A 12,169-nucleotide genomic window follows, 5' to 3' on the forward strand; every position below is an offset into this window, starting at 1 on the left:
AGCCGAAGATGAGCCAGTTGCTTGAAGTGAAGGTGCCGGATATCGGCGACTTCGGCGCCATCCCGGTGATCGAGATCCACGTCAAGGCCGGCGACGCGGTGGCGGCCGAGGACAGCCTGATCACCCTGGAGTCCGACAAGGCGACGATGGACGTGCCGGCTCCGGCGGCCGGAACCGTGAAGGAAGTGCGGATCGGGCTGGGCGACAAGGTTTCCGAAGGCACGGTGATCATGGTGCTGGAGGCCGACACGGCGCTGCCCGCTTCCGCGCCGCCCGCCGCTCAGCCGGTCGCCCAGGCACCGGTGGTCGCGTCGGTAATCGCATCGGCGGAACCGAGCGCGCCGCCGGCCGAGGACCGCGAGGACGAACTGGGCCGCTTCCGCCCGGCGGAGCAGGAGCCGATCCTGGCGCCGTCACCCAGCCATGTGCCTTCACCGGGCCAGATGGCGGCGGAAATGATGGGGGGGCACAAGGCTCATGCCAGCCCATCGGTGCGGGCCTATGCCCGCGAACTGGGCGTGGAGGTCGGCAGGCTGACCGGCAGCGGCCCCAAGGGCCGCATCCTGCGGGAAGACGTGCAGCGTTACGTGAAGGGCCTGGTGAGCGGCGCCGCGTCGGCATCGCCGGCGCCGACTGCCGCCGGCGGGCTCAATCTGCTGCCCTGGCCGCAGGTGGATTTCGCCAAGTTCGGGCCGGTGCAGAGCCAGCCCCTGTCGCGGATCAAGAAGCTCTCGGGCGCCAACCTGGCCCGCAACTGGGCGATGATTCCCCACGTCACCCAGTTCGACGAGGCCGACGTCACCGACCTGGAGGCCTTCCGGACGCAGGTGAACCAGGAGAGCGAAAAGAGCGGCGGCGCCAAGCTCACGATGCTGGCTTTCCTGCTCAAGGCCTGCGTCTCCGCCTTGCGGAAATTCCCCGAGTTCAACGCCTCTCTCGACGGCGACAACCTTGTCCTCAAGCAGTACTTCCATCTCGGCTTCGCCGCCGACACGCCCAATGGCCTGGTGGTGCCGGTGATCCGCGACGTGGACAAGAAGACCGTGCTGGAACTGGCCGCCGAGACCGCGACCCTGGCGAAGAAGGCGCGGGAGGGCAAGCTGGCGCCGGCCGAGATGCAGGGCGGCTGCTTCTCCATTTCCAGCCTTGGCGGCATCGGCGGCACGGCGTTCACGCCCATCATCAACGCGCCGGAGGTGGCCATCCTGGGCGTCTCGAAATCCGAGACCCGGCCCCGCTGGAACGGCCGCGAGTTCGAACCGCGCCTGATGCTGCCGCTCTCCCTGTCCTACGACCACCGGGTGGTCGACGGCGCGGCGGCGGCGCGCTTCACCACCTATCTGGGTCAATTGCTGGCCGATCTGAGGAGATCCCTGCTGTGACCACCATCACCGTTGTGCGCAAGGGGGACGAGGTGGCGATCGCCGCCGACTCGATGACCACCTTTGGCGACACCCGCCTGGGACGTTCCTACAAGGGCGAGCACGACAAGATCCTGCACTTGGCCGGCTCCTGGATCGGCATCTGCGGCAGTTCCGCCCACCACCTGGTGCTGGAGTCGGCGATGGCGCAGTTGTCCGAGCCGAGGCTGGGGTCGCGGATGGAGGTGTACGAAACCTTCCGCCGGCTGCATCCCGTGCTCAAGGAGCACGCCTACCTGAATCCCAAGGAGGACGAGGGCGATCCCTACGAGTCCTCCCAGATCACGGCCCTGATCGTCAACGAGACCGGCATCTACGGCGTCTATTCACTGCGCGAGGTGTTCGAGTTCGATCGCTTCTGGGGCATCGGCTCGGGGCGCAACTATGCGCTGGGCGCGATGTATTCCGCCTACGACGGGGAGGGCACGGCCTCGCAGATCGCCGCCCTGGGCGTGATGGCCGGCATCGAGTTCGACACGGCCTCGGGCGGTCCGGTGGTGATCCATACCCTCAAGCTCGCCGGCGCCTGAGCGCGGACGGGGAAAGGAGTCGCGATGAATCAGTTGATCGAAGTGAGGGTGCCGGATATCGGCGACTTCAAGGATGTGCCAGTGATCGAAATCCACGTCGGGGCCGGCGACACGGTGGCGGCCGAGGACAGCCTGGTCACGCTGGAGTCGGACAAGACCACGATGGATGTGCCCAGCCCCGCCGCCGGTGTGGTGAAGGAAGTGAAGGTCAAGGTCGGCGACAAGGTGTCGGAGGGCGCGCTCGTCGTTCTGCTGGAGGCGTCCGCCTCGGTCCACTCCCTTGCCCCCAGCCCCTCTCCCGCAATCGGTCGAGGAGAGGCTCCAGTCGCCCCCGCGCCTTCGGCCTGGGCCGGGAACGCCGATCAGGAGTGCGAACTGCTGGTGCTCGGCGCCGGTCCCGGCGGTTATTCGGCGGCTTTCCGCGCCGCCGACCTCGGGCTGGATACGCTGCTGGTGGAACGCTACGGCACCTTGGGCGGGGTCTGCCTGAACGTCGGCTGCATTCCTTCCAAGGCGTTGCTGCACGTGGCGGCGGCGATCGAGGAGGCGGCGCATGCCGAGGCCTTCGGCGTCCGCTTCGGCACGCCGACGGTCGACATCGACGCCCTGCGCGCCCACAAGGACAAGGTGGTCGCCAAGCTCACCGGCGGCCTCGCCGGCATGGCCAAGGCGCGCAAGGTGCGCACCGTGCGGGGCGTCGGCCGCTTCCTGGACGATCATCATCTGGAAGTGGAACTGACCGGGGGCGGCGGCTCGGAGCGCAGCGGCGAACGCCAGGTGATCCGCTTCCGCCAGTGCATCATCGCCGCGGGCTCGCAAGCCGTGCGCCTGCCATTTTTGCCCGACGATCCGCGCATCGTCGATTCCACCGGTGCGCTGGAGCTGCGCGGTCGTCCCGAGCGCATGCTGGTGATCGGCGGCGGCATCATCGGCCTCGAAATGGCCACGGTGTATTCCGCCCTGGGTGCGCGGATCGACGTGGTCGAGATGCTCGACGGCCTGATGCAGGGGCCCGACCGGGACCTGGTCAAGATCTGGGAAAAGCGCAACGCCGACCGCTTTGCCAAGGTGATGCTGAGGACGCGCACCGCGTCCGTGGAAGCGAAGGTGGACGGGCTCTGGGTGACCTTCGAGGGCGAGCAGGCGCCGGCGGAGGCCCAGCGCTACGACCTGATCCTCCAGGCGGCTGGCCGCGCGCCCAACGGCGCCAGGATCGGCGCCGACAAGGCCGGCGTGGCCGTCGGCGAACGCGGTTTCATCGCGGTGGACAGCCAGATGCGCACCAACGTGCCGCACATCTTCGCCATCGGCGACATCGTCGGCCAGCCGATGCTGGCCCACAAGGCGGTGCATGAGGGACACGTGGCGGCGGAAGCGGCCGCCGGGCAGAAGAGCCATTTCGATGCCAGCGTGATTCCGGGCGTCGCCTACACCCATCCGGAAGTGGCCTGGGTGGGCCTGGGCGAGGACGAGGCGGAAAAAACCGGTCGCGCCGTCGAGGTGGCGCGCTTCCCCTGGGCCGCCTCGGGCCGCGCCATCGCCAACGGCGCCGACTACGGCGTGACCAAGCTGGTCTTCGATGCCGAGACCCGGCGCACCGTCGGCGGCGGCATCGTCGGTCCCGGCGCCGGCGACATGATCGGCGAGCTGGCCCTGGCGATCGAGATGGGCGCCGACGCGCTGGATATCGGCAAGACCATCCATCCCCACCCGACCCTGGGCGAGACCATCGGCCTGGCGGCGGAAGTCGCCCACGGCAGTTGCACGGATTTGCCGCCGCCCCGGAAGAAGTAGACACTGCCGCCTTTCAGTGTTGACGCAAGGGGGAAGGCGGCATGTTGAGCTTGCAGGAGATTTCCGACCGGCTGGAGATCCAGCAACTGATGGTGGACTATTCCGACGCCATCGACCGCATGGATTTCGACGCCCTGGACCGGCTGTTCACGCCGGATGCCTACATCGATTACCGCGCCATGGGCGGCATCGACGGCGGTTATCCGGAGGTCAAGGCCTGGCTGGCCGGGGCCTTGGCGCGTTTTCCGCACCACCAGCACATGCTGGGCAATTTCGACGTCAAGCTGGCGGGCGACGCCGCCACCTGCCGGGCGATCTGCTTCAATCCCATGGCAATGGCGCTGCCGGACGGCAGCAGCCAGGTGATGTTCTTCGGTCTCTGGTACGTGGACCAGTTTGTGCGGACCACCGCCGGCTGGCGCATCTGTCAACTGGTCGAGGAGCGCTGCTACGACTTCAACGTGCCGCAGGGGGTGGGGGGCGGCAACTGAGGCATCGCCGCGGAGCGCCTATTTCAGCCGGTCGCGGAAGCGCTGGCGCAGCTTGGCCACCTTGGGCGCCACCACGGCCTGGCAGTAGCCCTGTTGCGGATTGTGGGCGAAATAGTCCTGGTGATAGTCCTCGGCCGGCCAGAAGCGGGGCGCGGGGCGGATTTCGGTGACGATGGGATCGGGCCAGGCGCCCTCCCGGTTCAGTTCGGCGACCAGGTCGCGGGCGACGCGCGCCTGTTCCTCGTCGTGGGTGAAGATCGCCGATCGGTACTGGCTGCCCACGTCGTGGCCCTGGCGGTTGAGGGTGGTCGGGTCGTGGATGGCGAAAAAAGCCAGCAGCAGGGTCCGATAGTCCAGCCGGGCGGGGTCGAACTCGAACCGGACCACTTCCGCATGGCCGCTTTCTCCGGCGCAGACGGTCCGGTAGTCCGGATCGTCCAGGTGGCCGCCGCAATAGCCGGAGACGGCGGAGACGACGCCGTCCAGTTGCTTCAGGGCCGCTTCCACGCACCAGAAGCAACCGCCGCCGAGTGTGGCTGTTTGGATCATGATCTGCGCTCCAGGCGGAAGATGCCGATTATCATCCCCGCCCAGAATCACGGACGGGACGGCCAATGGATGCGCCGTCAGGACATCGTACCGGCATTGCCGGGATTTTCAATGTCCCACGCGCCGTCGGCCACCGCTTCCGTCCCATCCAGACCCGGCGTCAGACAGGGATCGCGTGATCCCCCGATCCTCAGCGGCTTTCGGGGAAAACCCCTCGCGTGTTATCATCTTGCGCTTATTTTGTCGCCGGCAGCCGGCGGCAAATATCCCCGGCGACTCGCCGGAGATCGCCGGGCCGGTTCCGCTGGCCGCATTCACAACGCACTTCGATAGCAAGGAAGACGCATGAAGATCCATGAATATCAGGGCAAGGAAATCCTGAGAAAGTTCGGCGTGACCACGCCGCGCGGCAAGCCTGCCTTTTCCGTCGACGAGGCGGTCAAGGTCGCCGAGGAACTGGGCGGCAAGGTCTGGGTGGTGAAGGCCCAGATCCACGCCGGCGGTCGCGGCAAGGGCGGTGGCGTCAAGGTCGCCAAGTCCATGGATGAAGTTCGCCAATACGCCGGTCAGATCCTCGGCATGCAGTTGGTCACCCACCAGACCGGCGCCGCCGGCCAGAAGGTGAATCGTCTTCTGATCGAGGAAGGCGCCGACATCAAGAAGGAGTACTACCTGGCCGTGCTGACCGACCGCGCCACCCAGAAAGTGGCCGTGATGGCTTCCTCCGAAGGCGGCATGGACATCGAGGAAGTGGCCCACGCCACCCCCGAGAAGATCCTCAAGGAATTCGCCGATCCCCTGACCGGCCTGACCGACCAACAGGCCGAGAACCTGGCCCGCGGCATCGGCGTGCCCGAGGGCTCCGTGGCCCAGGCCAAGGCCGAGATCCAGAAGCTCTACCAGTGCTACATGGAGACCGACGCCTCCCTGGCGGAAATCAACCCGCTGATCCTGGAAGGCAACGGCAACATCAAGGCCCTGGACGCCAAGTTCAACTTCGATTCCAACGCCCTCTACCGTCATCCCGAGATCGTCGCCTACCGCGACCTGGACGAAGAGGACGCCGACGAGATCGAGGCTTCCAAGTTCGATCTGGCCTACATCTCCCTGGACGGCAACATCGGCTGCCTGGTGAACGGCGCCGGCCTGGCCATGGCCACCATGGACACCATCAAGCTGTTCGGCGCCGAGCCGGCCAACTTCCTCGACGTGGGCGGCGGCGCCACCACCGAGAAGGTGACCGAGGCCTTCAAGATCATGCTCAAGAACCCCAAGGTCAAGGGCATCCTGGTGAACATCTTCGGCGGCATCATGAAATGCGACACCATCGCCACCGGCGTGGTCACCGCTGCCCGCGAAACCCATCTGTCCGTGCCCCTGGTGGTGCGCATGAAGGGCACCAACGAGGAGCTGGGCAAGCAGATCCTGAAGGATTCCGGCCTGCCCATCATCTCCGCCGACACCATGGCCGAAGCGGCCACCAAGATCGTCGCTGCGGTCAAGTAAGGAGTTTTTGAATGTCCATCCTGATCAACAAAGACACCAAGGTCATCACCCAGGGCATCACCGGCAAGACCGGCCAGTTCCACACCGAGAAGTGCCAGGAATACGCCAATGGCAAGAACTGCTTCGTCGCCGGGGTGAACCCGAAGAAGGCGGGCGAGAAGATCTTCGATATCCCCATCTACGCTTCCGTCAAGGAAGCCGCCGCCGAGACCGGCGCCACCGTTTCCGTGATCTACGTGCCGCCCGCCGGCGCCGCCGACGCGATCTGGGAAGCCTGCGAGGCCGACCTGGATCTGGCGATCTGCATCACCGAGGGCATTCCCGTGCGCGACATGCTGATGGTGCGCAACAAGATGAAGCAGAAGGTGGCCAAGGGCGGCAAGGAAACCCTGCTGCTGGGCCCCAACTGCCCCGGTCTGATCACCCCCGACGAAATCAAGATCGGCATCATGCCCGGCCACATCCACCGCAAGGGCCGCATCGGCGTGGTGTCCCGTTCCGGCACGCTGACCTACGAAGCCGTGGCTCAGCTCACCGAGATCGGCCTCGGCCAGTCGTCGGCGGTCGGTATCGGCGGTGACCCGATCAACGGTCTGAAGCACATCGACGTGATGCGCATGTTCAACGACGATCCCGATACCGACGCCGTGATCATGATCGGCGAGATCGGCGGTCCCGACGAGGCCGAAGCCGCCCGCTGGTGCAAGGACAACATGAAGAAGCCGATCGTCGGCTTCATCGCCGGCGTCACCGCGCCTCCGGGCAAGCGCATGGGCCATGCCGGCGCCCTGATCTCCGGCGGCGCCGACACCGCCGACGCCAAGCTCGCCATCATGGAAGAGTGCGGCTTCAAGGTGACGCGCAACCCGTCCGAAATGGGCAAGCTGCTGAAGGCCATGCTGTAATCGCCGGATCAGTACCGTTTCCCCATGAAAACCCGCCGGTTCCCCGGCGGGTTTTTTTTAATCGCGATTGACGAATGGGAGAAAATATTTGACTCTGCTGAAATCCGACTGCAAGAATTGCCAATATTGCTTTGTTTCTACGTGATCTTGTTGCAGATCCGGTGTCACCGGGAGCCTGGATAAGAAATGAAAAAGAACAATGCCGGATTTTGGCTGGCCGATTGTGTTGCGTGAATACGCTGGCTGCCGGAGCACAAGCGTGAGGAGCGGCGCGTGGATCTGACGTCCTGCCTGGAGATCGCCTGCCGTTCCGAACCGGGAATGGTCCGTGCCGGCAATGAGGATTCCATCATGGCCAACCCCATCCTGGGGCTGGCGGTGCTGGCCGACGGGATGGGGGGGCACAACGCCGGCGAGGTGGCCAGCGGCATGGCCGTCGCCGCACTCGGAAATGGGCTGGAGCATGCCTTGGCGAACGGCTCAGGCCATCCGGCGGCGGTGCATCGGATCATCCAGGAGCAGATCGCCGGCGCCAACACCTCGATTTTCCAGGTGGCGCGAAGCCAACCCCAGTATGCCGGCATGGGTACGACGCTGGTGATGGCGCTTTTCCACGACAACAAAATGACGGTCGCCCATATCGGCGACTCCCGTCTCTACCGCTGCCGCGGCGACGATTTCAGGCAGATCACCCGGGATCATTCGTTGCTTCAGGAACAGATCGACAGTGGGGCGATCACGGCGGAAGAGGCGCGCTATTCGCAGAACAAGAATCTGGTGACCCGCGCCTTGGGCGTCGCCCCCGCCGTCGAGCCGGAAATCCGCGATTATGATGTCGAGCCCGGCGACGTCTACCTGCTTTGCTCCGACGGGCTCAACGACATGGTGGAGGACGATGAGATCGCGATGACCTTGCAGATGCTCGCCGCTAATCTGGAATTATGTGCCACTCAACTGGTCCAGATGGCCAACGATAACGGTGGGCGCGACAATGTTTCGGTGATCGTGATCAAAGTCAAACAGGCTTTTCCGGCTCCCCAGGGCGGGCTCGCCAGGTTGATCGCCTGGTTCGGGAAATTGCTGGAGCGTTGAGGATAAAAATGGCCAAGCTCATTCTCAGTATGGACGGTCTGCTGCTCAAGGAAATTCCGCTTGCCAAGGAGCGCACGACCATCGGTCGCAAGCCGCACAACGACATTCAGATCGACAACCTGGCCATTTCCGGCGAGCATGCGGTGATTGTCACGATTCTCAATGATTCGTTCCTGGAGGACCTGGACAGCACCAATGGCACTTTCGTCAATGGCCAGTCGGTAAAAAAGCATTTCTTGCAGCACGGCGATGTCGTCGAGCTGGGCAAGTACCGGCTCAAGTACATCAGCGAGGCCATCCAGCAGAGCGGGGCAAACGATTTCGAACGGACCATGATCCTGCGCCCCGACATGATGCGCAAGACCGCGGAGCAGATGTCGCAAAAGAGCTTCGGCGATACGCAGATCGGGGTCGGGGGCGCTCCCGCCGCGGGTACGATGGCCGCTCCCGCGCCCGCTGCGGCGTCCGCCGCAGCGCCGCCGGCCTTGTCCTTGGGCGCCATTCAGGTGCTGACCGGCGCCAATTCCGGGAAGGAGCTGGAACTGGTGAAGACCCTCACCACCCTCGGCAAGCCGGGCGTGCAGGTGGCCGTCATCGCCCGCCGCCCACATGGTTATTTCATCACTCATGTCGAGGGCGCCCAATTCCCCATCGTCAATGGCAAGACCCTGGATGCCCAGGCCCATGCCCTGGCGGATCACGACATCATCGAACTTGCCGGGGTGAAGATGGAATTCTTCCTTAAGGCCTAGCCCTTGGCGAACGGCCCGATCCCGGTGACTCCATGAAGCAGCGTCTGGTCCGCTACGCGTTGGGGCTCGTGGTCCTGCTGGTTCTGCTCGGCCATTCGGCCCAGCTCTACCAGATTCCCCTGATCAGCCATCTGGACGCCATTGCCTACGATGCCAAGCTGCGTCTGACGATGCCGCAGCGGGCGGATGATCGCGTGGTGATTCTCGACATCGACGAGCAATCACTCGCCGAAGTGGGGCGCTGGCCCTGGGGGCGGGACAAGCTCGCCGATCTGGTGGATAAGCTTTTCGATCGCTACAAGATCGCGGTGCTCGGCTTCGATGTGGTGTTTGCGGAACGCGACGACAGTTCCGGCCTGAAGACGCTGGAATCGCTGGCCGGCCGGGAGTTGAGGGACAGTACGGCCTTCCAGGCCTCCCTGCGCGATTTGCGACCCCATCTGGACCATGACGCCCGGTTTGCCAGGGCGCTGCGGGGGCGTTCCGTCGCGCTGGGCTTTTACCTGTCCAGCTTGGCCGGGAAGTCGGCCAACGGCGCCTTGCCGGAACCGGTGTTGCCGGAGGGAACCTTTCAGGGGCGGAACATCGCCTTCACCCACTGGAACGGGCACGGCGGAAACCTGGCGGAGTTCCAACAGGCTGCCGCCGCCGGCGGCCACATCAATCCCCTGGTGGATTTCGATGGCGTTTCGCGCCGGGTGCCGATGATCGTCGAGTACAAGGGGGCCTACTACGAGTCCCTTTCCCTGGCCCTGGTGCGCTTGGCGCTGGGACAGCCGAAAGTGGTGCCGGGCTTTCCAGCCAATACCGACGCCAAGACCTATGCCGACATGGAGTGGATCGAGCTGCCGACGGCCAAGGGGACGCTCGGCATTCCGGTGGACGAGAACGCCGCCAGCCTGGTGCCGTATCGGGGTTATCGGGGCAGCTACCGCTATATTCCGATGGCGGACGTGTTGGCGGACCGGGTTTCGCCAGCGCAGCTCGACGGCCGCATCGTCATCGTGGGGACCACGGCGCCGGGCCTGATGGATCTGCGGGTCACGCCGGTGGGCAATGCCTACCCCGGCGTGGAGATTCATGCCAACTTGGTGGCCGGAATGCTCGATGGCAGCATCAAATACAAGCCCGCCTATGTGCTGGGTGCCGACGTGATGCTGCTGATGTTGGCGGGCGGCGTCATGGTGTTCCTGCTGCCGCTGCTGTCGCCCCTGCGCGCTACGGGCGTGGCGTTGGCCGTGCTGCTGTTCATCGTGGGCGTGAACCTCGCCTTCTGGCAGATGGGTAATCTGGTGCTGCCGCTGGCGAACGCGGTGGTTCTGGTGCTGTTGCTCTATGGCCTCAACATGTCCTGGGGCTATTTTGTCGAGTCGCGCAGCAAGCGTCAGTTCGCCGAACTCTTCGGCCAGTACGTGCCCCCCGAACTGGTCGACGAGATGGCCAGAAATCCGGAAAATTACAGCATGAACGGGCGCCGGGCGGAACTGACGGTGCTGTTTTCCGACGTGCGCGGATTCACGACGATCTCCGAAGGCATGGAGCCCGATCAACTGGCCGCGTTGATGAATGAGTACCTGGGGGCGATGACGAAGGTGATCCGGGAGCATCGGGGAACCCTGGACAAGTATATCGGGGACGCGATCATGGCATTTTGGGGGGCGCCGATGGCCGACCCCCAACATGCCCGCCAGGCCGTGATGGCGGCCATGGGCATGCAGCAGGCGTTGCTGGAGCTGAACCAGGTGTTGACGGCCAAGGGCTGGCCGGCGCTCAAGATCGGCATCGGCGTGAATACCGGGATAATGACGGTCGGCGACATGGGGTCGCCGGTGCGAAAGGCCTACACGGTGATGGGAGATGCCGTGAATCTGGGCTCCCGTCTCGAGAGCATCACCAAGCAGTACGGCGTCGGCATCATTGTCGGCGAGGCCACGCGCGAAACGCTCAGGAAGGAGATCGTTTTCCGGGAACTGGATCGAGTCCGGGTGAAGGGCAAGGACGAGCCGGTCGCCATCCATGAGCCCCTGGGTCTGGAGGGGCGCGTGGAAAAATCGGTGCATGAGGAGCTCAAGCTCTGGAACCAGGCCCTGCGGGCCTACCGCAGCCAGGAATGGGACCAGGCGGAACTGGCGCTGACCGATCTTGCCCGAATGGCACCCCTCCATTTGTATGAACTCTATGCCCAGCGCATCGCTCATTACCGCAAGGAACCTCCAGGCGCCGATTGGGACGGCGTGTGGAAGTTCGAGACCAAGTAACGCTCATGGAAATCAATTTTGCTCGCTATGCCCGACTGTTTGACTTGCCGTTTCAACGGCGCATTTCACGTCAAAAGAGCGCTTCGCGATGAGGATACGGATTCTCGGTTGTAGCGGCGGCATCGGTGGCCGCCATTTGCGTACCACGTCCATGCTGGTGGATCAGGACATCCTGATCGATGCCGGCACGGGCGTGGGAGACCTGTCCATTGCCGAACTGGTGCGCATCGACCATGTGTTCGTCACCCACACGCATCTCGACCACATCGCCTGCCTGCCGCTCATCGCCGATACCGTCGGCGATATGCGGGACCGGCCGCTGACGGTGTATGGCACCGAAGAGATACTGGCGATCCTGAGGACGCACGTGTTCAATTGGTGCGTCTGGCCGGACTTCACCGAAATTCCCTCGCCCGAGGCGCCGTTTGTGCGTTTCCAGCAGATCCAGGCGGGCGAGGCGGTTCGTCTCGGCGAACGCAGCATTACGGCGGTCGAGGTCAATCATACGGTTCCGGCCGTCGGCTATGTCCTGGATTCGGGACGGGCCAGCTTGATCTTTTCCGGTGACACCACGGTCTGCCCCGGATTCTGGGCAAGCGTGAATGACGCCCCCAATCTGCGTTACCTGATTGTCGAATGCGCTTTCCCCAATCGGGAATTCGAACTCGCGACAGCCTCCAAGCACCTCTGTCCCAGCATGCTGGCGCAGGAGCTCACCCGCTTGCGGCGGGAGGTGGAGCTGTTCATTACGCATTTGAAGCCGGGCCAGATCGAACTGACGATGCTGGAGATCGAGGACGGCATCGGCGAATATCGGCCCCGGATGTTGCAAAACAACCAGGTGTTCGAATTGTGAAGCTGATGAATCATG

Annotated in this window: 11 protein-coding genes; 10 read left to right on the forward strand and 1 reads right to left on the reverse strand. The window is 64.4% G+C overall.

Going from position 1 to position 12,169, the window contains the following annotated elements:
• Window positions 1-8 precede the first annotated feature (8 nt).
• Genes aceF through B9N43_RS01465 form a run of 4 tightly spaced genes read left to right on the forward strand, consistent with a single transcriptional unit; the run spans window position 9 to window position 4,236 of the window.
• Window positions 9-1,382 (forward strand): dihydrolipoyllysine-residue acetyltransferase, encoded by a 1,374-nt coding sequence (gene aceF, locus B9N43_RS01450; protein ID WP_145840568.1) that lies wholly within the window; start codon window positions 9-11, stop codon window positions 1,380-1,382.
• Window positions 1,379-1,951: an MFS transporter gene (locus B9N43_RS01455; RefSeq protein WP_145840569.1), complete on the forward strand. Its 573-nt coding sequence runs from the start codon at window positions 1,379-1,381 to the stop codon at window positions 1,949-1,951. Before aceF ends, B9N43_RS01455 begins: the two co-directional genes overlap by 4 nt.
• A gap of 24 nt (window positions 1,952-1,975) precedes the next feature.
• The gene (gene lpdA, locus B9N43_RS01460; RefSeq protein WP_145840570.1) at window positions 1,976-3,745 is read left to right on the forward strand and encodes a dihydrolipoyl dehydrogenase; all 1,770 of its coding nucleotides are present in this window, start codon (window positions 1,976-1,978) and stop codon (window positions 3,743-3,745) included.
• Between the two features lie 41 nt (window positions 3,746-3,786).
• Complete coding sequence (locus B9N43_RS01465) at window positions 3,787-4,236, forward strand: nuclear transport factor 2 family protein (RefSeq protein WP_145840571.1); 450 nt, start codon at window positions 3,787-3,789, stop codon at window positions 4,234-4,236.
• 18 nt (window positions 4,237-4,254) lie between these two features.
• On the opposite strand, the gene msrA is transcribed toward B9N43_RS01465, so the two are convergent.
• The gene (msrA, locus tag B9N43_RS01470; RefSeq protein ID WP_145840572.1) at window positions 4,255-4,785 is read right to left on the reverse strand and encodes a peptide-methionine (S)-S-oxide reductase MsrA; all 531 of its coding nucleotides are present in this window, start codon (window positions 4,783-4,785) and stop codon (window positions 4,255-4,257) included.
• Between the two features lie 345 nt (window positions 4,786-5,130).
• Between msrA and sucC the strand changes: the two genes are divergently transcribed.
• The 6 genes from sucC to B9N43_RS01500 all read left to right on the forward strand — a co-directional run bounded on the left by sucC (window position 5,131) and on the right by B9N43_RS01500 (window position 12,154).
• Window positions 5,131-6,291, forward strand: a complete 1,161-nt coding sequence (gene sucC, locus B9N43_RS01475) for an ADP-forming succinate--CoA ligase subunit beta (protein WP_145840573.1) — start codon at window positions 5,131-5,133, stop codon at window positions 6,289-6,291.
• Between the two features lie 11 nt (window positions 6,292-6,302).
• Window positions 6,303-7,196, forward strand: a complete 894-nt coding sequence (sucD, locus tag B9N43_RS01480; RefSeq protein ID WP_145840574.1) for a succinate--CoA ligase subunit alpha — start codon at window positions 6,303-6,305, stop codon at window positions 7,194-7,196.
• 273 nt (window positions 7,197-7,469) lie between these two features.
• Window positions 7,470-8,288, forward strand: a complete 819-nt coding sequence (locus tag B9N43_RS01485; protein ID WP_409994722.1) for a Stp1/IreP family PP2C-type Ser/Thr phosphatase — start codon at window positions 7,470-7,472, stop codon at window positions 8,286-8,288.
• An 8-nt stretch (window positions 8,289-8,296) separates the two neighbouring features.
• On the forward strand, window positions 8,297-9,040 hold the full coding sequence (locus B9N43_RS01490) for an FHA domain-containing protein (RefSeq protein ID WP_145840575.1): 744 nt from the start codon (window positions 8,297-8,299) through the stop codon (window positions 9,038-9,040).
• Between the two features lie 32 nt (window positions 9,041-9,072).
• On the forward strand, window positions 9,073-11,298 hold the full coding sequence (locus tag B9N43_RS01495) for a CHASE2 domain-containing protein (protein ID WP_145840576.1): 2,226 nt from the start codon (window positions 9,073-9,075) through the stop codon (window positions 11,296-11,298).
• Between the two features lie 88 nt (window positions 11,299-11,386).
• Complete coding sequence (locus B9N43_RS01500; RefSeq protein ID WP_145840577.1) at window positions 11,387-12,154, forward strand: 3',5'-cyclic-nucleotide phosphodiesterase; 768 nt, start codon at window positions 11,387-11,389, stop codon at window positions 12,152-12,154.
• The last annotated feature ends 15 nt before the right edge of the window (window positions 12,155-12,169 follow it).

It is taken from the genome of Denitratisoma sp. DHT3 (assembly GCF_007833355.1).
Classification (GTDB): domain Bacteria; phylum Pseudomonadota; class Gammaproteobacteria; order Burkholderiales; family Rhodocyclaceae; genus Denitratisoma.